The organism is Rhizorhabdus sp. P4_G6 (genome assembly GCF_056401045.1).
In genome coordinates this window covers 93735-115293 of record NZ_JBFUKC010000003.1, presented here as the reverse complement: position 1 = coordinate 115293, position 21559 = coordinate 93735, and the positions used below count along the sequence as shown (strand labels likewise).

The 21559-nt window shown below is 67.1% G+C and carries 20 protein-coding genes; 15 read left to right on the top strand and 5 right to left on the bottom strand.

The annotated features are described in order from the left end of the window. Nucleotides 1-55: 55 nt before the first annotated feature. Complete coding sequence (locus AC1DPF_RS04695) at nucleotides 56-394, bottom strand: hypothetical protein (protein ID WP_477959970.1); 339 nt, start codon at nucleotides 392-394, stop codon at nucleotides 56-58. Between the two features lie 519 nt (nucleotides 395-913). Here AC1DPF_RS04695 and AC1DPF_RS04690 point away from each other — a divergent pair. The 12 genes from AC1DPF_RS04690 (at nucleotide 914) to AC1DPF_RS04635 (ending at nucleotide 14361) form a co-directional block, all read left to right on the top strand. Next, entirely contained in the window at nucleotides 914-1984 is a 1071-nt protein-coding gene (locus AC1DPF_RS04690; RefSeq protein ID WP_477959968.1) for an acyltransferase family protein, read from the top strand. Between the two features lie 194 nt (nucleotides 1985-2178). After that, entirely contained in the window at nucleotides 2179-3948 is a 1770-nt protein-coding gene (gene recQ, locus AC1DPF_RS04685) for a DNA helicase RecQ (protein ID WP_477959966.1), read from the top strand. A gap of 11 nt (nucleotides 3949-3959) precedes the next feature. Beyond that, nucleotides 3960-4379: a protein tyrosine phosphatase family protein gene (locus AC1DPF_RS04680; RefSeq protein ID WP_477959964.1), complete on the top strand. Its 420-nt coding sequence runs from the start codon at nucleotides 3960-3962 to the stop codon at nucleotides 4377-4379. 64 nt (nucleotides 4380-4443) lie between these two features. Beyond that, a complete protein-coding gene (gene thyA / locus AC1DPF_RS04675) occupies nucleotides 4444-5370 on the top strand; it encodes a thymidylate synthase (RefSeq protein WP_477959962.1) in 927 nt (308 codons plus the stop codon). Further along, entirely contained in the window at nucleotides 5367-5852 is a 486-nt protein-coding gene (locus AC1DPF_RS04670) for a dihydrofolate reductase (RefSeq protein ID WP_477871185.1), read from the top strand. The genes thyA and AC1DPF_RS04670 overlap by 4 nt, the downstream gene beginning before the upstream one ends. Before the next feature lie 35 nt (nucleotides 5853-5887). Further along, nucleotides 5888-6829 carry a bifunctional riboflavin kinase/FAD synthetase gene (locus AC1DPF_RS04665; protein ID WP_477959959.1) on the top strand — a complete coding sequence of 314 codons (942 nt, stop codon included), beginning with the start codon at nucleotides 5888-5890 and terminating at the stop codon, nucleotides 6827-6829. 138 nt (nucleotides 6830-6967) lie between these two features. After that, nucleotides 6968-9889, top strand: a complete 2922-nt coding sequence (gene ileS / locus AC1DPF_RS04660) for an isoleucine--tRNA ligase (protein ID WP_477959957.1) — start codon at nucleotides 6968-6970, stop codon at nucleotides 9887-9889. Next, entirely contained in the window at nucleotides 9882-10403 is a 522-nt protein-coding gene (lspA, locus tag AC1DPF_RS04655) for a signal peptidase II (protein ID WP_477871191.1), read from the top strand. Before ileS ends, lspA begins: the two co-directional genes overlap by 8 nt. Next, the gene (locus tag AC1DPF_RS04650) at nucleotides 10393-10824 is read left to right on the top strand and encodes a DUF3035 domain-containing protein (protein ID WP_477871193.1); all 432 of its coding nucleotides are present in this window, start codon (nucleotides 10393-10395) and stop codon (nucleotides 10822-10824) included. The genes lspA and AC1DPF_RS04650 overlap by 11 nt, the downstream gene beginning before the upstream one ends. 141 nt (nucleotides 10825-10965) lie before the next feature. Continuing rightward, nucleotides 10966-11886, top strand: a complete 921-nt coding sequence (locus tag AC1DPF_RS04645; RefSeq protein ID WP_477959955.1) for an ABC transporter permease — start codon at nucleotides 10966-10968, stop codon at nucleotides 11884-11886. Between the two features lie 145 nt (nucleotides 11887-12031). Further along, complete coding sequence (locus tag AC1DPF_RS04640) at nucleotides 12032-12814, top strand: ABC transporter permease (RefSeq protein WP_477959953.1); 783 nt, start codon at nucleotides 12032-12034, stop codon at nucleotides 12812-12814. Then, nucleotides 12811-14361: an ATP-binding cassette domain-containing protein gene (locus AC1DPF_RS04635; protein WP_477959952.1), complete on the top strand. Its 1551-nt coding sequence runs from the start codon at nucleotides 12811-12813 to the stop codon at nucleotides 14359-14361. Before AC1DPF_RS04640 ends, AC1DPF_RS04635 begins: the two co-directional genes overlap by 4 nt. A gap of 93 nt (nucleotides 14362-14454) precedes the next feature. Here AC1DPF_RS04635 and AC1DPF_RS04630 read toward each other — a convergent pair whose 3' ends face one another. Then, nucleotides 14455-15222: a TorF family putative porin gene (locus AC1DPF_RS04630; RefSeq protein WP_477871201.1), complete on the bottom strand. Its 768-nt coding sequence runs from the start codon at nucleotides 15220-15222 to the stop codon at nucleotides 14455-14457. A 312-nt stretch (nucleotides 15223-15534) separates the two neighbouring features. On the opposite strand from AC1DPF_RS04630, the gene AC1DPF_RS04625 reads away from it, so the two are divergent. Then, nucleotides 15535-15915, top strand: a complete 381-nt coding sequence (locus tag AC1DPF_RS04625; RefSeq protein ID WP_477959950.1) for a hypothetical protein — start codon at nucleotides 15535-15537, stop codon at nucleotides 15913-15915. A gap of 73 nt (nucleotides 15916-15988) precedes the next feature. On the opposite strand, the gene metC is transcribed toward AC1DPF_RS04625, so the two are convergent. Further along, nucleotides 15989-17188: a cystathionine beta-lyase gene (gene metC / locus AC1DPF_RS04620; protein WP_477959948.1), complete on the bottom strand. Its 1200-nt coding sequence runs from the start codon at nucleotides 17186-17188 to the stop codon at nucleotides 15989-15991. Further along, on the bottom strand, nucleotides 17161-18024 hold the full coding sequence (gene sseA, locus AC1DPF_RS04615) for a 3-mercaptopyruvate sulfurtransferase (protein WP_477871206.1): 864 nt from the start codon (nucleotides 18022-18024) through the stop codon (nucleotides 17161-17163). The genes metC and sseA overlap by 28 nt, the downstream gene beginning before the upstream one ends. 183 nt (nucleotides 18025-18207) lie before the next feature. Here sseA and queF point away from each other — a divergent pair, with 183 nt between their 5' ends. Further along, nucleotides 18208-18654 carry a preQ(1) synthase gene (gene queF / locus AC1DPF_RS04610; protein ID WP_477871208.1) on the top strand — a complete coding sequence of 149 codons (447 nt, stop codon included), beginning with the start codon at nucleotides 18208-18210 and terminating at the stop codon, nucleotides 18652-18654. Continuing rightward, nucleotides 18655-20031: a chromate efflux transporter gene (gene chrA / locus AC1DPF_RS04605; protein ID WP_477959947.1), complete on the top strand. Its 1377-nt coding sequence runs from the start codon at nucleotides 18655-18657 to the stop codon at nucleotides 20029-20031. It abuts the gene before it with no gap. Here chrA and AC1DPF_RS04600 read toward each other — a convergent pair whose 3' ends face one another. Continuing rightward, nucleotides 20032-21537, bottom strand: coding sequence for a S10 family peptidase (locus AC1DPF_RS04600; protein ID WP_477959944.1), 1506 nt, complete (start codon nucleotides 21535-21537; stop codon nucleotides 20032-20034). It abuts the gene before it with no gap. Nucleotides 21538-21559: the final 22 nt, after the last annotated feature.

The window sequence follows — 21559 nt, the reverse complement described above, 5'->3', positions numbered from 1 at the left end:
CATGAGAAGCGCGCGGCCGGACCACTGCGCCCCACCGCGGGCCGAAGCGGACCGATCAGACGGCTGCGGCCTGCAATGTCGTCCAATAGCGATCGACGCATCGCGCCAGGGACGCCTCGGATATGTCCGGTCCCAGCACATCTCTTAGGATCGCGGTCAGACCGTCTCCGAAGCGGCCCGCGTGGCGCCGGACCTCGCGATAATCGAGCCTCGGCGGCTCAGCTTTCAAGCCATCGAGCAGGGCTTCGAAGAGCCGGTGAGAGGCGAATTTGTCCTCGTCGGTCGCAGCGCCCTGATGGGTGCCGGCGAGATGTTGGGCCATCACGGCTTCGATGGTTTCACGGCGGTTTATCAGGACAGCGATTATGTCCTGCGACAGCATATCGCGGTGCATGCATTTTCTCCTGGCAGCACATCGCCCTCGATCGGCGGGCCGATCGGAGCGCTTGATCATCGGATATTAGGAGACTGCCTCGGGCGCCCGTGCGCGTGTTTAGCGGCTGCGGAGCCCCGAGGGGCGCAGGCGCGTCATGAGGCTACCCCCATGAGCCGAAAAGCGGAGAAAGGCATTTCGGAAAACCATATCAGGGATATAGGCCAGCATCGCGGGGAAACAAGGCGCGGCGGGGCGCTGACTGGACCCCACCAGTGGGGTACCTTTGCGCAAGTCTTTGCTCGCCTTTATCGTCATTCCCGCGAAGGCGGGAATCCACTTGGCGGCTTGGTCAAGCCTCTCTTGGTTCGGAGGTCGTTTGCCGGTGGATTCCCGCCTTCAGCCCTTGGCTGAAGTTTATCCTGAGCGCCTGCCTTGCAGGCAGTCGAAGGGCGGGAATGACGATTTTGAAGTGGTGGCGCACCTACGCAAAGGTCCCGCGATCGCTGGGTGGCGCATGTTGGGGCAAAGGGGAGCGGTTTGCAGGTCCGGGATGAACTTCGTCCGCTGACATCGGCGCGCGGGATCGCGGCGTGGTATGTCGTGCTCTATCATATCCGGGACAGCGCGGCCGGGCGGCTGCCCGCGCCGCTGGTCGAGGTGCTGGCGCGGGGTTATCTGGCGGTCGACTTCTTCTTCATCCTGTCGGGCTTCGTGATCTGGCTCAACTATGGGCAGATGCTGCGCGAGCAGCGCTGGCGGGCGGTGCCGCATTTCCTGTGGCGGCGGATCGCGCGGATCTATCCGCTCCACCTGCTGATCCTGCTGGCGGCGGTTGGCCTGGCGCTGCTGTGCCTCGGCACCGGGCGGGGCATGCCGCTCGGCTTCGCGTGGGAGACGCTGCCCTTCCACCTGCTGCTGCTGCAAAATTGGGGGCTGATCGACGGGCTGGGCTGGAACGTCCCGGCCTGGTCGATCAGCTGCGAACTCGGCGCCTATCTGCTGTTTCCGCTGCTGGTGCTGCGGATCGACTGGCGGCGGCTGCCGGGCGTCGCGCTGCTGGCGATCCTCGCGCTGCTGATGCTGGCGCTGTTCGGACTGTTCCACGCCTCGGGCAAGGCGCTGCTCGGCAACGACATCCCCGATCTCGGCCTGCCCCGCTGCCTGCTCGAATTCGCGATGGGGACGATCGTGGCGGCGCTGTGGCTGCGCTGGCGGGAGGCGCCGCGGCGGCCGCGGCTGGTCGCGGGACTCTGCGTGATCGGCGGGCTGCTGGGTTTCGCCGCGGGGGCGCCGGAGCCGCTCGCCCTGCCGTTCGTCTTCGTCAGCCTGCTGCTGCTGCTCGCGCTCGGCGCGGACGGGCCCAACCCGCTCAGGGTCCGGGTGGTCCACTGGCTGGGCGAGATCAGCTATGCGACCTACCTCGCCCATGCGCTGCTGTTCCTGCTGTTCAAGATGGCGTTCGTCCGCGATCCCAGCGACGTGCCGCTGCCGCTGCTCGGCCTGTTCCTGCTGCTGGTGCTCGGGGTTTCGGCGATGCTCTATCATGGCTTCGAGCTGCCGGCGCAGCGATGGATGAACCGGCGGGGGCCGAGGCGGCCGGTTTCCTAGAGTCTGTTTGGTTTACGCTGAGCAAGATACCGCTCATCCTGAGGAGCTACTGAGCTTGGCGAAGTTGCGTCTCGAAGGACGTCCTTCGATGCGGTCTTCGCCAAGCTCAGCCCTTACTCTGGATGAGCGGATCAATCTCATCGCCACTTGTTCGACACCCTCGACACCACCCGATCTTCGGCTAGAAGCGCCGGATGCCCACCCCCCTGGAAGCCCTTCAGCGAACCTTCGGCTATGCGCAGTTCCGGGGGCGCCAGCAGGACGTGATCGATCGCGTCATGGCCGGGCGGAACACGCTGGCGGTGATGCCCACCGGGGCGGGCAAGTCGCTGACCTACCAGATCCCGGCCTTGTGCCGCGAGGGGACCGGGCTGGTCGTGTCGCCGCTGATCGCGCTGATGCACGATCAGGTGCGCTCGGCGGAGGCGGCCGGCATCCGCGCCGCCGCGCTCACCTCGGCCGACGACAATCGCGACGAGACGATCGACCGGCTGCGCGGCGGCGAGCTCGACCTGCTCTATGTCGCCCCGGAGCGGGTTTCGAGCGAGGGCTTCCGCCGGCTGATCAGCCAGGTGCCGCTGGCCCTGATCGCGATCGACGAGGCGCATTGCGTCTCCGAATGGGGGCATGACTTCCGCCCCGACTACCGCCTGCTGCGCGGCCTGCTCGACACCCGCCCCGATGTGCCGCGCCTGGCGCTGACCGCGACCGCCGACAGCCACACCCGCGACGACATATTGGCGCAGCTCGGCATCGAGCGCGACGGCCTGATCCTCGCCGGCTTCGACCGCGCCAACCTGCGCTACGGCATCAGCCCACGCGATGGCGTCGGCCGGCAGCTCGCCCAGCTGCTCGACGACAATCCCGGCCCCGGCATCATCTACGCCCCCACCCGCGACGCGACCGAGAAGCTCGCGGCGCAGCTCGGCGGCGGCGGCCGGCCGACCCGCGCCTATCATGCGGGGCTCGATCCGCGCGTGCGGGCCGCCAACCAGAAGGCGTTCGTCGCGTCCGAGGACATGGTGATGGTCGCCACCGTCGCGTTCGGGATGGGGATCGACAAGCCCGATGTCCGCTTCGTCGCCCATGCCGGCCTGCCCAAGTCGATCGAGGCCTATTATCAGGAGACCGGCCGCGCCGGGCGCGACGGCGATCCGGCGGTGACCCAGCTGTTCTGGGGCGCCGAGGACTTCGCCCGCGCGCGGCGCCGGATCGAGACCGATGTCGAGGAGAGCCGCCGTTCGGGCGAGCGCCAGCGGCTCAACGCGATGGCGATGCTGGTCGAGGCGCCGGGCTGCCGCCGCGCGATCCTGCTCCGGCATTTCGGCGAGAGCCCGCCGCCCGCCTGCGGCAATTGCGACAACTGCCTCAGCCCGCCGACCGGCGTCGACGCCAGCGTCGTCGCGCAGAAGCTGCTCTCCGCCGCCTTCCGCACCGAGATGCGCTACGGCGTCACCCATCTGGCCGACGTGCTGGCGGGGCGCGAGACCGACAAGATACTGGGCCTCGGCCATCACCGCCTGTCGGTGTTCGGCATCGCCGACGAGGCCGAGCAGAAGCTGATCAAGCCGGTGGCGCGGGCGCTGCTCGCGCGCGACGCGCTGCGCGCCGACGATTATGGCGGCCTGTCCTTCGGCCCGGCGGCGAAGTCGATCCTGAAGGGCGAGGAGCCGCTGCAGCTGGTCCTGCCGCCCGAACGGCAGCGCCGCCGCAAGGCCCGCGACGGCAAGCCGGACTATCCGCACGATCCGCTGTTCGAGGTGCTGAGGAGCCTGCGCCGCGATCTGGCCAAGGCCCAGGGGGTGCCGCCCTATGTCGTCTTCACCGACGTCACCCTGCGTGAAATGGCGGCGGCCAAGCCCGATTCGCTGGGTGGCCTCGCCCAGGTTTCGGGGGTAGGGGCAAAGAAACTGGAAACCTATGGCGACGCGTTCCTCGCCGCCATTCGCGATTATCGAGGCTGAGGAGAGACCCCATGTTCCGCAAGATCGACGACAGCATATCGGTAGCGGCGCAGATCGGTCCCGACGATGTCGCCACGGCGGCCGCGCAGGGCTTCACCATGATCATCAACAACCGGCCCGAGCAGGAAGAGCCGGGCCAGCCGAGCGGCGACGTGATCCGCGAGGCCGCGCGCGCGGCCGGGCTCGCCTATGTCGCGATCCCGATCACGCCGGGCGGCTTCGCGCCCAGCCAGATCGCGGCGATGCGCGACGCGCTCGCCAAGGCCGAGGGCCCGGTGCTCGCCTTCTGCCGCTCGGGCACCCGCTCCACCTTCTGCTGGGCGCTCGCGCGGGGCGCCGATGGCGACGATGCCGACCGGCTGGCGCAGAAGGCTGCCGAGGCCGGCTATGATATTTCCCCGATCAAGCCGCTGCTGAACCGGCAGGCCTGACGCTCGCCGCCCTTCCCGGGCAGCGGCCTTGAAAGTCGGGGGGCGTAGCGGCTAACCCATCGTCATGAGCGATCACCCCGAACAGCAATATCTCGATGCCATGGCGCGCGCCTGGTATGGCGGCGACGAGCGGACCGACCGCACCGGCGTCGGAACCCGGGCGCTATTCGGCGTGACGATGCGGTTCGACCTGTCGGACGGCACGGTGCCGCTGATCACCACCAAGCGGATATTCTGGAAGAGCGCGATCAAGGAGCTGATCTGGTTCCTGTCGGGCGACACCAATATCCGCCCGCTGGTCGGCCAGAACGTCCATATCTGGACCGACTGGCCGCTCGACAAATATCGCCGGGAAACCGGCGAGGCGATCGACCGCGATGTCTTCGAGCAGCGAATCGTCGAGGATCCGGACTTCGCGGCCCGATGGGGCGATCTCGGCCCGGTCTATGGCAAGCAATGGGTCGATTGGCCGCGCTACACGCCGGTCGGCGACGGGCTGTTCCGGCGCGAGGAGAAGGGCGTCAACCAGATCGCCGACCTCGTCGAGATGATCCGCAGCAACCCCGCCTCGCGCCGGCTGATCTTCACCGGCTGGAACGTGCCCGAGCTCGCCGGAATGGCATTGCCGCCCTGCCACATGACCTATCAATATCATGTGGCCAACGGCCGGCTGTCGGGCATCCTGTACCAGCGCTCGTGCGATCTCGGCCTCGGCTTCCCGTTCAACATCTTCGAGGCGGCGGTGCTGATCCGGATGCTGGCGCAGCAGACCGATCTCGAGCCCGGCGAGCTGGTGTGGATGGGCGCCGACACCCATGTCTATTCGAACCACGGCCATCTGGTCGAGGAACAGCTCTCGCGCCAGCCGCGCGCCTTCCCCACGCTGCGTTTCGCGCGCAAGCCGTCGAGCATGTTCGCCTATGCGCCCGAGGATTTCGAGATCGAGGGCTATGATCCCCACCCGCACATCAAGGCCGAGGTGGCGGTGTGAAACCCGAGATCGTCTTCGTCCTGGCGCGCGCCCGGAACGGCGTGATCGGGCGCGACGGCAACCTTCCCTGGCGCCTGCCCGCAGACCTCAAGCATTTCAAGGCGCTGACGCAGGGCGCACCGATGCTGATGGGGCGCAAGACCTTCGAAAGCCTGCCCGGCCTGCTGCCCGGCCGGCGGCACATCGTCCTGACGCGCGATACGGGATGGCGGGCGGAAGGCGCGGAGGTCTTCCATGATGTGGCGGAGGCGATTGCCGCAGCCGAAAACGATCGGCTGTCGGTGGTCGGCGGGGCCGAGATCTATGCGCTGCTGCTGCCCCACGCCGATCGTATCGAGCTGACCGAGATCGACGCCGCGCCCGACGGCGACGCCATCGTGCCCGCCTTCGATCCGGCCGCCTGGCGCGAGGCCGCGCGCGAGGATCACCCGGCCGCCGACGGCCGCCCCGGCTATAGTTTCATCACTTTGCACCGCCGCTGATTGCGCCGTCCCCCGCGACTACCTATAGGCGCGGCATGGAGCGGCTGACATGCGACCGCCCGGTTCCCGAGCATCTGCGTGGGGGCGTGGTGGCGCTGGGGAATTTCGACGGCTTCCACAGGGGGCATCAGGCGGTTGTCGGCGCGGCAATCGCCAACGGCCGCGCGACCGGCCGGCCGGTGCTCGTCGCCAGCTTCGATCCGCACCCCGTCCGCTATTTCCGGCCCGATACGCCGCCCTTCCGGCTGACCACGCTGGAGCAGCGCGCGGACCTGTTCGCGAAGGCCGGCGCCGACGCGATGCTGGTATTCACCTTCAACGCCGCGCTCGCCAATGTTTCGGCCGCCGATTTCATCTCCGAATGGCTGATCGGCCGCACGGGCGCCGCGCATGTCGTGACCGGCCAGGACTTCACCTTCGGCAAGGCTCGCTCCGGCGATGTCGCGCTGCTCGCCGAACTCGGCCCGCCGCAAGGCCTGACGGCCGAGGCGATCGGCCCCGTCACGGACGACGGAGGACCGATCTCGTCGAGCCGCATTCGCCAGGCGCTGGTGGGTGGCGATCCGATCGAAGCGGCGCGGCTGCTCACCCGCCCCTATCGGATCCAGGGCCTGGTCCAGCATGGCGACAAGCTCGGCCGGACGATCGGCTATCCCACCGCAAACATCGCGCTGGACCGCTATCTCCGGCCCAAATATGGCGTCTACGCCGTGCGCGGCCTCCTGCCCGACGGGCGGGTGCTGAACGGCGCGGCCAATCTGGGCATCCGACCGACCTTCGAACCGCCGAAGGAACTGCTCGAAACGCATTTCTTCGATTTCTCGGAAAGCCTGTACGATCAGTGCATCGAGATCGAGATGATCGCCTATCTCCGGCCCGAGGCGAAGTTCGACGGCCTCGATCCGCTGATGGCGCAGATGGACAAGGATTGCGCCGAGGCGAAGCGGATACTTGCCGCGTACAGCCCGGTCGCGTAGGGCCTGCCCGACCCATTTACGCCGCTCATCCTGAGGAGCCATTGAGCGAAGGCGAAATGGCGTCTCGAAGGATCCTTCGAGACGGGCCCTCGCCAGGCTCGGCCCCTCCTCAGGATGAGCGGGTTTGAGATAGTTTTGATGACCGACAGCTCGACGCCCGATTACCGCGCCACCGTCTTCCTGCCGAAGACCGATTTCCCGATGAAGGCCGGCCTCGCCCAGAAGGAACCGGCGATCCTCGCGAAATGGGCGGCGGACGACCTGTACGGCCAGCTCCGCGCCGCGCGCGCCGGCAAGCCGCGCTTCCTCCTCCACGACGGCCCGCCCTACGCCAATGGCGACATCCATATGGGCCATGCGATGAACAAGGTGCTCAAGGACATCATCGTCCGCAGCCAGTCGCTGACCGGCAAGGACGCGCCCTATGTTCCCGGCTGGGACTGTCACGGCCTGCCGATCGAGTGGAAGGTCGAGGAAGCCTATCGCGCCAAGAAGCTCAACAAGGACGAGGTCGACCCCGTCCAGTTCCGCGCCGAATGCCGCGCCTATGCCGAGAAATGGGTCGGCGTGCAGCGCGAGCAGTTCAAGCGGCTGGGCGTCCAGGGCGACTGGGACGATCCCTATCTGACGATGAACTACGCGTCCGAGGCGGCGATCGTCGGCGAGCTGCTCAAGTTCGCCGAGAGCGGCCAGCTCTATCGCGGCGCCAAGCCGGTGATGTGGTCGCCGGTCGAGAAGACCGCGCTGGCCGAGGCCGAGGTCGAATATGAGGACATCGTCTCGACGCAGATCGATGTGGCGTTCGAGATCGTCGAGAGCCCGATCGCCGAGTTGGTCGGCGCTTATGCGGTGATCTGGACGACGACGCCTTGGACGATTCCGGTGAACCAGGCTTTGGCCTATGGGCCGGAGGTTGAGTATGTGCTCGTCAATATCGGATTTGACGATGACTCATCGAAGAAGGTGCTTTTGAGCCCCGATCTTTGGAAGTCATTCCTCGCACGCACGACGGGCAGCCGCTTTGGTAGATCCACGGTTGACGATATGGCGATCAACAACTCCGACGAACTTTGGCGCGGTAAAGGTTCCGACCTCGCCGGCACCATCGCCCGCCACCCGATGCACAAGCTCGGCGGCTTCTTCGCCAAACCCCGCCCGTTCCTCGCCGGCGATTTCGTCACCACCGACGCGGGCACCGGGCTCGTCCATATGGCGCCGGATCATGGCGAGGACGATTTCTTCCTGTGCAAGGCGCACGGCATCGATCCGGTGTTCGCGGTCGAGGGGGACGGCAGGTATCGCGCCGACTGGGCGTGGCTCGGCGGCCAGGGCTCGGTGATCGCGCCGAAGCTCAACGCGCCCGATGGCCCGATCTGCAGCGACCTGCGCGAGGCCGGCGGTCTGCTCGCGGCGAGCGCCGACTTCAAGCACAGCTATCCGCACAGCTGGCGCTCCAAGGCCAAGGTGATCTTCCGCTGCACGCCGCAATGGTTCATCCCGATGGACCGGCCGATCGAGGACGGCATCGCCCCGCGCTGCGCCGAGGAGGAAGCGATCCTCAAGGCGCAGGGCAATGGCGCGACGCTGCGCGACGTCGCGCTCGACGCGATCGAGCAGACCCGCTGGGTGCCCGAGAAGGCGCGCAACCGCATCCACGCGATGGTCGCCGGCCGCCCCGACTGGGTCATCAGCCGCCAGCGCGCCTGGGGTGTGCCGATCGCGCTCTATGTCAACGCCAAGTCGGGTGATTATCTGCGCGATCCGGCCGTCAATGCGCGCATCGTCGCCGCGTTCGAGGCGGGCGGTGCCGACGCCTGGTTCACTGCGAACCACCAGGATCTGCTCGGCCCCGACTACAGCGCCGCCGACTATGAGCCGGTCAACGACATCCTCGACGTGTGGTTCGATTCCGGTTCGACCCACGCCTTCACCGTCGAGGCGCGCTATGGCGTCGGCACCCGCGCCGATCTCTATCTCGAAGGATCGGACCAGCATCGCGGCTGGTTCCAGTCGTCGCTGCTCGAAAGCTGCGGCACCCGCCGCCGCGCGCCCTATGACGCAGTGCTCACCCATGGCTTCGCGCTCGACGGCCAGGGCCGCAAGATGTCGAAGAGCCAGGGCAATGTCGTCGATCCGCTCAAGATCATCAACGAGAGCGGCGCCGACATCCTGCGCCTGTGGGTCGCCTCGACCGACTATTTCGAGGATGTCCGCATCGGCAAGGAGATCCTCGCCGGCACTTCCGACGCCTATCGCAAGCTGCGCAACAGCTTCCGCTACCTGCTCGGCGCGCTCGAGGGCTTCAGCGATGCCGAGAAGCTCCCGGTCGGCGAAATGCCCGAGATGGAGCTCTACATACTCCATCTGCTCGCGAGCCTCGATGCCGAACTCAGGGATGCGACGGGCGCGTTCGAGCTGAACCGCTATGCCCGCGCGCTGGTCGATTTCGCGAACAACGACCTGTCCGCCTTTTTCTTCGATATCCGCAAGGACTCGCTCTATTGCGACGCCCCGGACGATCTCAAGCGCCGCGCCTATCGCACCGTGCTCGACATCCTGTTCCATGCGCTGGTCCGCTATGCCGCGCCGATCCTCTGCTTCACCGCCGAGGAGGTGTGGACCACGCGCTTTCCGGACGCCGAATCGGTCCACCTGCTCACCTGGCCCGAGGTCGACGCCGGCTGGGCCAATGACGACCTTCGGATGCGCTGGGAATTGCTGCGCCGCTACCGGACGAAGCTGACCGGCGAGATCGAGCCGCTGCGCCGCGAGAAGATCATCGGATCGAGCCTCGAGGTCGACGTGACCGCCATCAGCTACGCGCCCGGTGAAACCGCGCTGCTGCGCACGGCCGACATGGCCGAGATCGGTATCGTCGCCAGGGTGGAGGTCTGCGACGGGGACGCCGCCGCCGCCGACCTGGCCAATGGTGCCGATCCGATCGCGTTCGAAGTGCAGAAAACCGAATATGAGAAATGCGGCCGCTGCTGGCGACACCTGCCCGAGGTGAAGAGCGAAGGTACGTTGTGCAGTCGCTGCGAGACGGTGGTGCATGGCTGAGCTCGCCCGCATCACCCATCGCCCGCTCGGCTTCGGCATAGCCGCCGCGATCTTCGTCATCGATCAGTTGTCCAAATGGCTGATCATGACGCCGCTCGCCTTGCCGGAGCGTGGGCTGGTGACGCTCACCAGCTTCTTCGATCTGCGCTGGGTCGAGAATTACGGCGTGTCGATGGGATTCCTGATCGCCGCTTCCAACAAGGAGCGCTGGATCCTGGTGGCGATGACCGCGCTGATCGCAGCCGCCATCAGTCTATGGATCTGCCGCGAGAAAGCGCGGCCGGAGGTCGCGGCGCTCGGCCTTGTCCTCGGCGGTGCGGCGGGAAATATCACCGATCGGGCGCGGCTCGGCTATGTCGCCGACTTCCTCGATCTGCATATCGGGAACTGGCATCCCTTTTTGGTCTTCAATGTCGCGGACGCCGCGATTACCATTGGTGTATTGCTTCTGGTGGCGCGCGCCCTTCTGGTGCGCGAACCCAAGGCTCCTGCGGAGAATGTCGATGCGGTCTAAGTTGCTTCTCGGTTCGGCGCTCGTCGCCATGGCGCTGCTCGCCGGGTGCAGCAGCCGGGGCGATCGCCCTGGCGTGATGGCCGGCCGCACCACCCTGGACGCCTTCGCCGTGTCCAAGCGCGCGCCGCTCACCATCCCGCCCGATTTCGTGCTGGTGCCGCCCAAGCCCGGCGCGCCCCGCCCGCAGGAGGCCGATTCGAGCCAGCAGGCATTGTCGGCGATGTTCTCCGGCACCCAGCCGGCCAAGAGCCAGACCGAGAAGGATATCATCGGCCTGACCAGGACGGTGCCCGAGCCGGGCATCCGCTCGTCGGTCGCCGACACCCGCGACAACCTGGTCGACAAGGGCCCCGCCACCCGCACCATCCTCGCCGCCGCCGCGACGAACGGCGCGAACGCCAGCGTCTCCCTCGGCAACTGAGGGGGACGCGCCTTCGCCTTTCTCACCCCTCCCCTTCAGGCGAGGGGCAGGGGTGCGGGCTCCGCATCTCATCGAGACCGACGTTGGAGTGGAGGACAGCCCCCACCCCAACCCCTCCCCTGAAGGGGAAGGGATAACAGCATGCTTGACCTGATCCGTCGCCGCCTGCTCACCGCCTTGCCGACGCTGGCGGCGGTTGTGATCCTCTCCTTCCTGCTGATGCGTGTCGCGCCGGGCGGTCCGTTCGACGGCGAGCGCCCGCTCGATCCCGAAACGCGCGCCGCGCTGATGGCCAGCTACGGGCTCGATCGGCCGCTGCCCGAACAGATCGGCCGCTATCTCTGGCGGCTGTTGCATGGCGATTTCGGTCCCTCGCTGGTTTATCGCGACTTCACCGTCACCGATCTCATCGCCCGCGGGCTGCCGATCTCGCTCACCCTGGGCGGCCTGGCACTGCTGCTGGCGCTGCTGCTCGGGCTCGGCGCGGGCTTGAGCGCAGCGGCGAAAGCGGGCGGCCCCGTCGACCGGACCCTGATGCTCGTAGCGACCCTGCTCACCGCCCTGCCGAGCTTCGTCACAGGCCCGTTGCTGGCCCTGCTGCTCGGTCTGTGGGCCGGATGGCTTCCCGTCTCCGGCTGGGGCGATGGCGACGCGGCGCACCTTATCCTGCCGGTGATCGCGCTTGCCCTGCCGGCCGCGGGCGCCATTGCGAAGCTGGCCCGCGCCGGGCTCGCCGAAGTGCTGGGCCAGGACCATATCCGCATGGCACGGGCGCGCGGCCTGGGCGGAGGACGCGTGCTGATCGTCCATGCGCTGCGGCCGGCGCTGGTTCCGGTCGCCTCCTATCTGGGGCCTGCCGCCGCCGGGCTGCTGACGGGTGCCGTCGTAATCGAGACGGTCTTCGCGTTGCCGGGGCTCGGCCGCTATTTCGTGCAGGGCGCGCTCAACCGCGATTATCCGCTCGTGCTCGGGGTGGTCACGCTCTACGCGGCGCTGATCATCCTGTTCAACCTGCTCGCCGACCTCGCTTATGGCTGGCTCGACCCGCGGGCGCGGCGGTGAACGGGCTGGGATCAACCCCAAACGCTCATCCTGAGGAGGGACTGAGCCAAGGCGAAGGCCCGTCTCGAAGGACGGCTGGCTCCTTCGAGACGCCACTTCGGCAAGCTCAGTGGCTCCCCAGGATGCGCGGTGGTGGATTAGGGCGATGAGGACGGCGCTCACGATCCTCGCAATCATCGCCATCGCCGCGGCGCTTGGCCCGCTGGCGCTCGACTGGCGATATGACATGATCGACTGGAACGCGGTGCGCGCCGCACCGCTGACCGCAGGCCACCCGATGGGCACCGACAGCGTGGGCCGTGACCTGCTCGCGCGCACCCTGGTCGGCACCCGCGTGACGCTGGGCGTGGCGGCCGCGGCGGCGCTGGTCTCGCTGATCGTGGGCGTCACATGGGGCGCCATCGCCGGCTGGTCCGGCGGGAAGATGGACGAGGCGATGATGCGCGTGGTCGACGCCCTCTACGCGCTGCCGTTCATGTTCGTCGTCATCCTGCTGATGGTGGTATTCGGCCGATCCATCCTGCTGGTGTTCCTCGGCATCGGCGCGGTCGAGTGGCTGACCATGGCGCGGGTGGTGCGTGGGCAGATGCTCGCGCTCAAGCAGCGCCCGTTCATCACCGCCGCCGAGGCCGCGGGCGTCCCGCCGGCCGCGATCGTGCTGCGCCACATGCTGCCCAATATCGCCGGGGTCGCCATCGCCTACCTGCTGCTGACCATCCCCCAGGTGGTGATGATCGAGAGCTTCCTCAGCTTCCTCGGCCTGGGCGTGCAGGAGCCGATGACATCGCTCGGCATCCTGATCAAGGACGGGGCGGATGACATGGACATCGCCCCGCACGCGCTGCTGCTGCCCGGCATCGTTCTCGTGGCAATCCTGCTGTGCCTGACCCGCATCGGTGAGACGCTGCGCGACCGGTTCGCGCTATGAGCCTGCTCGTGGCCGAAGGCCTGCGTATCGCCATCGCCGGCCGGCCGATCGTGCATGATATCGGCTTCCGCATCGAGGCCGGCCGGTCGCTCGCGCTGGTCGGCGCCTCGGGATCGGGCAAGAGCCAGACCTGCCTCGCGCCGTTCGGTCTCTCGCCTGCGGTGGTCGAAGGCTCGTTCCGACTGGCCGGCGAGGAGCTGGTCGGCGCCGATGAGGGGCGGCTGCGGATCATCCGCGGACGGGATGTCGGCTTCGTGTTCCAGCAGCCGCTGACCGCGCTGACCCCCCACCTGACGATCGGCGCCCAGCTGCGCGAGGCCTGGACCCAGGCAGGCGCACGCCGCCCTTCCCGCGCGGAGATGGTGGCGGCCCTCGAACGGGTCGGCCTCGACCGGGCGGCCGAGCGGCTCGATCAATATCCGCACCGCCTGTCTGGCGGCCAGCGGCAGCGCGCGCTGATCGCGATGGCCATTGCCCATCGCCCTAAGCTGCTCGTCGCCGACGAGCCGACGACCGCGCTGGACGCGATGCTGCGCGCCGAGATCATGGCGCTGCTCCGGCGGCTATGTTCGGAACAGGGCATGGCATTGCTGCTGGTCAGCCATGATCTCGCCGCCGTCGCCGATCACGCCGATCAGGTGGCGGTGCTGCACGACGGGCAGATCGTCGAGACCGGCCCGGCGCCGATGCTGCTGCGCAATCCCGCCAGCGACTATGCGCGCGCGTTGATCGCGGCGAGCCCCAGGCTCGACGGCCCGCCGCCGCCGCTCGGGCCGATCGGCGCGCCGCTGGTCGAGGCGCGCGGTGTCGCGGTGTCGTTCGCGCGGCCGGGCTGGCGGCGCGGCCGGTTCCAGGCGGTGGCGGGCGCCGATCTTGCTATCGCCGAAGGCGAAGCGCTGGCGATCGTCGGCGGATCGGGATCGGGCAAGTCGACCCTGGCGCGCGCCATTGCCCGGCTCGGCCCGATCGACCGCGGCGACGTGGATTGGCGCGGCCAGCCGCTGCCGCCACGCCACGCGATGCGGCCTAGCGACCGCGCCGGCCTCCAGCCGGTCTTCCAGGATCCGGTCGCCAGCCTCGATCCACTTTGGCGGGTCGCCGACATCGTCGCCGAGCCGCTCCGCCGGCTTCGGCCGGAGCTGGACAGGGCCGCGGTGGCCAGGCGGGTCGCCGCCGTGCTCGGCGAGGTGGGGCTCGATCCCGCGCTGGGGGACCGCCGGCCTGGCGGCCTGTCCGGCGGCCAGGCACAGCGGGTGGCGATCGCCCGCGCGCTCGGCCCCGATCCCGCCCTGCTGCTGCTCGACGAAGCCACCTCCGCACTCGATGTGCTGGTCGCAGGCACGATCCTCGACCTGCTCGCCGAGCTTCAACGCAGCCGCGGTCTCGCGGTGCTGATGATTACCCACGATCTCGCCGTGGCAAGGAGGCTGTGCCACCGGATCGCGGTCATGGATGCCGGCGTAATCATCGAGGAAGGCCCGACCGAGCGACTGATTGCCGCGCCTTGCCATCCGGTGACATGGAAGCTGGTCGCCGCCAGCCGCTGACGCACGGGTTTTCCCTCGCAAGAGCATGGCCGGACGACAAAAAGGGGCCGCGGCATGCCGCGACCCCTTCCCTGTTACGCGTGACGCGCGATCTTAGAAGGCGTAGGTCACCGAGCCGACGACGCCAGCCTTGGCGACGTTGCGGAACGCCGGAGCATTGCCCACGAACTCGCCCTTCTTGGCGTCGGTATCGACATAGGACACGGCGAACGTCGCGTTGCGCCAGGTGTAGGCGGCGCCGAGGTTCCAATCGACATAGTCCTTCAGGCCAGCGGTCAGGAAGCTGCGGCCCTTCGAATAGCCGACGTGGCTGGTCAGCGAGAATCCGGTGTCCGGGATCGCGCCCGAAGCTTCGGCATACAGATAGAGGTTGTCGTCCTTGGTGCCGCCCAGGATCGGCGATGCGATCGCCTTCTGCTTGGGAGCATAGGCGACGCCGCCCTTCAGGGTTGCCGGGCCGACGGTGTACTTGATCGAGGCGTAGGGCTCGAAGAAGTCGGTGTTCACGCCCTTCGAAGCCGAAGGATAGACGTAGTAGAGCACGCCGCCATCGAGCGTGAAGCCTTCGACGGTGGTGGAGTAGCCTGCGATCAGATCGAGCTCGGCGTCGGCGCCCGCCGCGACATAATCATCGATCGACGAGGTCCAGAAGCTGCCGTAGAAACCCGAGCTGTGGGTCAGCGTGGCGCTCGCCTGGGCAGCGAAGCGCTTGCCCGACTGCGAGATGCCGCGGAAACGATAGTCGCTGACGATGGCAGCACTGCCGGTCAGCGTGAAATCCTTGACGTCGTCCTGCGCCAGGGCAGGTGCGGCGGAAGCGACCAACGCAAGGGCCGAAAGACCGATCATGGAAGCGCGCATAGGTATTCCCCTTATATAAAACTTCGATCCGTTCCCCTGCTCGTCCGCGCCAGACTTCTTTGAACCCTCGAAAGAGGGACGAGCCGACTGCTGCACGAAGCGGTGCGTTTGTGCAGCAGCATCTTGCGTTGCACAACGCTTATCCGGTGAGACGCCCCATCTTGGGTCAATAGTGTTGCCATACCGCAACACTGATATTTCCGATTTGTGACGGTGCGTGGCGCGCGAACGGGTGCAGCCGGGATTGACCGAATATTAAGCAATATCCACTAGTGATTGCTGTCTATTTCAGCTTGTTGCCAGGTGTCTCCCATGCTCGATCGCCGCATCTCCACCGAGAACGCCGTGCCTGCGGCCGCTGAAGACATTCTCGCGCCGGTCCATCTGGCGCTCGGACTCCTCAACGACATGGCGGTTGCAAGGCGTGATGATGACGCGCCGCAATACGGAAATAGCGCGGATTGTAGGGCAGCGCTCGCCGCGCGTTACACTGCCGCGAACTCGATCACGCGTCGGCGTTTCGACGCCATTCTGCGCGAGGCGGAAACGACCGGCATGGCGGGTCTGGGACTGATCCTCGGCCGGGCAGGCCCGGCCGACGCAGCGACTGCCGCGGCCGCCCGTTTTTTAGGCAATTCGCTCGGATCAGCGCTCCGCCGGCTCGAAATGCTGGTTTCCACGCCGGCCATCTGAGCAGCAGCGGAATGTCACTCTGCCGGGCTCAGCGGAAAAATCGATCGCCCGGTCAGCTTCGTTCAGAATCGCTTCATCCTCGCGCAGCGTCGAATCGCGCCAGCCCCCGCGCGAGATCCGCGATGAGATCCGCGGGGTCCTCGAGGCCGATGTGGAACCGCACGACCGGGCCTTCGGCGTCCCATCGGGTGGCGGTCCGGAGCCCGACGGGATCGACAGGCAGCGCGAGGCTTTCATAGCCGCCCCAGGAGAAACCGATTCCGAACAAGGCGAGCCCGTCGATCATCGCCGCCCGGGCCGCATCGTCCCCGCCATCGAGCACGATGCTGAACAGCCCGGCTGCGCCCGAAAAGTCGCGCTGCCACAGATCATGGCCGGGACAGCCCGGCAAGGCGGGGTGCAGCACCCGCGCGACCTGCGGCTGCTGTTCGAGCCAGCGGGCGATGGCGAGTGCCCCGTCCTGGTGCTGGCGCAGCCGGACGCCGAGTGTGCGAAGGCCCCGCGCAGCCAGATAGGCGTCGTCGGGGCTGACGCACTGGCCCAGCGACAGGCTGGCACGGCGAAGCGCCTGGAAATGGCCCGGGCCGGCGGTGGCCGATCCCATCATCACGTCCGAATGGCCAACGATATATTTGGTGCAGGCCAGGATGCTGATGTCGACGCCATGCGCAATGGCCGGGAAGAACAGCGGCGTCGCCCATGTATTGTCGAGCACGGTCGTGACGCCGCGGGCGCGGGCAGCGGCGCTGATCGCCGGCACGTCCTGCACCTCGAAAGTGAGGCTGCCCGGGCTTTCCAGGAAGATCGCCCGGGTCCGGTCCTCGATAAGGGCGGATATGCCGCCACCCATCATCGGATCATAATATCGGGTGGTTACGCCCATCCGTTTGAGCAGGCCGTTGCAGATCGCGCGGGTCGGCTCATAGGCGCTGTCCACCATCAGCAGATCGTCGCCCGGCGACAGCAGCGACAGCAGCACCGAGGTGACTGCAGCCACGCCGGACGGATAGAGCATCGTCCCTTCCGCGCCAGGTTCCAGTTCGGTCAGCGCATCGGCGAGCGCCCACTGTGTCGGGGTGCCGCGCCGGCCATAATATAGGCCATCATTCGGCCTGCGGACCGCGGCGCGCAGATCGGCCACGCTGTCGAACAAGATCGTGGAGGCGCGCCAGACCGGGGGATTGACGATCCCCCGGCCGGCGGATGACGCGTGGCGCCCGGCTGTCACCAGCCGGGTACCAGGCTTCAGGCTGCTGCGCTCGTCGTCTTGCACGCGGCACCGATCTCCTTTTCGGTGTCCGGGCGCAAGCCCCACTCGCTCCACGACCCGTCATAGAGCGCAATATCCTCGCGCCCGAGCAGTGCCGCGCCGAACAGCAGCACCGAGGCGGTTATGCCGGAACCGCAGGTCGTGACGAGCGGCTTGGCCGGGTCCACGCCGGCGGCCTCGAAGGCGGCGCGGATCTCGTCCTTGCTCTTGAAGGTACCATCGGCATTGAGAAGCTGGTCGTAGGGCAGATTCCGCGACCCCGGGATATGGCCCGATGCGAGACCGCGCGGATCGGCTTCCTCGCCGGTGAAGCGCGCCGCCGAACGGGCGTCGACAACCTCCTCGGCGCCGCTCGCGACATTGGCCTTCATCTGGTCGATATCGCGCACGGCGGCCGGATCGCGCCACACTGTGAAGTGACGGTGGCGCAGCTTGACCTTGCCCTGTTCGAGCGGACGCCCCTCGGCGACCCATTTATGCAGGCCGCCGTCGAGAATCGCCACCTGGTTCGCGCCGAACATGCGGAACATATACCAGGCACGCGCCGCCGTCCGGTGCGGGCTGTTGTCGTACAGGACGATGCGGCTGCCGTCGCCAAGGCCCAGCGACTGCATCCGGCTCGCGAACTTCTCCGCCGGGGGCAGCATGCCCGGCAAGTCCGAGTTGTCGTCCTTGAGATTGCCTAGATCGAGGAAGATCGCACCAGGGACGTGACCGGCCTCATATTCGGCGAGAGGATCGCGCGCCGGATCCAGCGCGAAATAGGTCGCATCGACGACGCGCAGATCGTTGGCGCCAAGTTCGCCTTCGAGCCACTCCGTCGAAACCAGCATTTCCATAATTACCTCCTCTAAAGGGCACAGTGCATCATCCGGCCACAGCGGCAGCGAATCAATACCCGGGGAGGTGATCTTTTATTATAGCAACGGCATCAAGATAGCAAGTATGTTCCATCGATATTGTTCAAATTGTAATTTTGGTACGCGTTGGCACGGTGCGCCCAAGTCGTCTAAGAGCGCATCATGTCCACCATCCATCTTGGCAAGACCAGCAGCCTGCCCGCCTCTCCCGAACTGGCAGTGCTCGACTATGTTCCCAACCCGCGTGCCGCCGCGCTGTACCTGATACGCTTCGCCGCGCCCGAGTTCACCTCGCTCTGCCCGGTGACCGGCCAGCCGGATTTCGCGCATCTGGTTATCGACTATGCGCCGGGCGAGACCATCGTCGAATCGAAATCGCTCAAGCTGTTTCTCGGCGCCTTTCGCAACCATGCCGCCTTCCATGAGGATTGCACAGTGGGTATCGGCGAGCGTCTATTTGCGGAGATGCAGCCCAAGTGGCTCCGCATCGGCGGCTACTGGTATCCGCGCGGCGGCATCCCGATCGACGTCTTCTGGCAATCGGGTGCACCGCCCGCGGGGCTGTGGGTACCCGACCAGGGCGTGCCCGGCTATCGCGGCCGAGGCTAGATGGACCAGGGCGCCACCGGCTCGCCCGGGCACGGCATCGGCTTTGGCGAGGCACTGCGCGTCTGGGCCCGGATCGCACTCCTCAGCTTCGGCGGGCCGGCAGGCCAGATCGCGGTGATGCATCGCATTCTCGTCGACGAAAAGAAATGGATCGGCGAAGCGCGCTTCCTTCACGCGCTCAACTTCTGCATGATGCTCCCCGGCCCCGAGGCGCAGCAGCTCGCCATCTATATCGGCTGGCTGCTCCATCGAATCAAAGGCGGGCTGGCGGCGGGCGTGTTGTTCGTGCTGCCCGGCATGATCGCGATCATGGCGCTGTCCTGGCTCTATGTGCTCGCGGTCGCCGCGCCACCGGTCGCGGCGTTGTTGTTCGGAATCAAGGCCGCGGTGGTCGCGATCGTCTTCCAGGCGGTGGTGCGGATCGGGCGGCGCTCTCTCCGCAACCGCGCCGCCATGGCGGTGGCGTTCTTCGCCTTCCTCGGCCTTTTCCTGCTCCACCTGCCCTTCCCGCTGGTGATCCTCGCCGCCGGGCTGGCCGGCTGGGTGTCGGGATGGAGGCATCTCACCCTCTTCACCCCTGGATCGAGTCACCCCGGCTCGACCGGGTCGCTCAGCGATGCCGACAGTGCGCTCGGCACGGAAATGCCCGACCATTCCCGCCAGAGCTTCGGCCGGCTCGCAGGCGTTGCGGCGACGCTCCTCGCCGCATGGTTGATTCCGGTCGCACTGCTGCTGCTCCATGCGCCTGCCGACAGCGCGCTCGCGCCGATCGCAACCTTCTTCTCCAGGATGGCGATGCTTACCTTCGGCGGCGCCTATGCGGTGCTCGCATGGGTGGGCCAGGCGGCGGTGGAACAATATCACTGGATAACGCCCGGCGAGATGCTCGATGGGCTGGGGCTTGCGGAAAGCACGCCAGGGCCGCTGATCATCGTCACCCAATATGTCGGGTTCCTCGCCGCCTATCGCCACCCCGGCGGGCTCGATCCGCTGCTGGCGGGCACGCTCGGCGGCTTGCTGACCACCTGGGTGACGTTCGTGCCCTGCTTCCTGTGGATATTCGTCGGCGCACCTTTCGTCGAACGGCTCCGCGGCAACCGCGCGCTGGCCTCGGCGCTGGCGGCGATCGGCGCGGCGGTGGTCGGCGTGATCCTCAATCTCGCCTGCTGGTTCGCGCTGCATTATTGGTTCGGGGCAGTCGGGCAATTGCGCCTCGGGCCGCTGCACCTGGCGCGGCCCGAGCTTGCGACGGTCGACTGGGCGGCCGCGGCGCTGTCCGGTGCGGCGGTCGTCACGATGCTGCGGTTCCGGGTCGGGGTGTTCGGGCTGCTCGGCGGCTCCGCGCTGGGCGGGCTTGCGATGCGATATGTGCTCTGATCACCGCGCCCGGATAAACGCCCGCACGTCCGTGCTCAGCTTGTGCAGATCGTCGGGCCGCACATACATCATGTGACCCGCGTCGTAATAATGAAACTGGATCCGGGCCGGATCGAAGCCCGGCCGGCTCATCGAATATTCGGCGGCGAAGAAGGGTGTCGCGAAATCATACCAGCCCTGGGCCACGAACACCCGCAGGCCGCTATTCTCGCGCATCGCCCGGCCCAGATAGGGCGCGACATTGACATAGACCTCGCCGTCCCGACCCTTCTGGTCGGCGAGCTTCCAGTCCCAGTCGCCGACGCCGGCGATCGTCACATATTGGCGGTCGATCTTGAGCTTCAGGTCCTCGCGAAGATAACTGTTGATCGCCGCGGTATAGGCGCCGTCGATCGCGTAGAAGCTGGGATCATTATCGGGCTCCTCGCCGGCACGGTCGTAATCGGCTCCGGTGTAGCGGGTGTCGAGGCGGCCGATGGTCAACCCCTTGTCGCGTAGCAGCTCCTTGTAGAAGCGGCCTGGGCTGACGCGCAGATTGGCGTTGTCGACGAACTGCTCGGACAGGCCGCTCAGCCTCGCGAGCTCCGCGCGCACCGACGCGCGCTCCTCCGCGCCCAGCTGGTTGCCTTTGAGCAACGCCGCGGCATACGGGCCGATCGCGAAGGCGCGGGCCTGGGCCGCGACCTCCGCGGCGGTGGCGGGCGGATTGGCGATCTTATGGTGAAACCAGGCGGTCGTCGCCATCGACGGCAGGTTGAGGATATAGGGCATCTCATTGCCCTGCGCCTGTGCTGTCGCGCCGAAATCGAGAACCGTCGAGATCAGGATGATGCCGTCGAGCGCGACGTCGTTATACTGGCCCTCGAGTTCGCTCACCAAGGCGACCGAGCGGGTCGTGCCATAGCTCTCGCCGCCGATATATTTGGGCGAGTTCCAGCGGCCATTGTCGCTCAGCCATATGCGGATGAACTCGGCAACCGACTTGGCGTCGGCAGACACGCCCCAATAATCCTTGGCTTCCTTCTTGCCGATTGCATGGGCGAAGCCGGTGCCGACCGGATCGATGAAGACGATATCGGCGACATCGAGCAGGCTGTCGGGATTGTCGACCAGCGGATAGGGTGGCGCGCCATCGTCGCGTGCCTCGGGGATCACGACCCGCTTCGGCCCGAACGCACCCATGTGCAGCCAGAGCGACGCCGATCCGGGGCCGCCATTATACAGGAAGATGATCGGCCGGGTCCTGGGATCGCCGCCGTTCTTTACATAGGCGGTCGAAAAGATCGCAGCGAGCGGCTTGCCGTCCTTGTCTTTCAGATAGGTCTCGCCGGTCGTTGCCGTGTAGGCGATCGACTGGCCGCCGAAGCTGCCCTTGTGCCTGGTCACCGCGACGATCGGCGGTGGCACCGGACTGTCGGGCGCTTCGGCCTTCTTGTCGTCGGCGGCATGAGCGGAGATCGGCAGGATGACCATCGCGAGGGCAGCGAGGCGGGTGGTGATGCGCATCGGGATCCCTTTTTTATCGGGG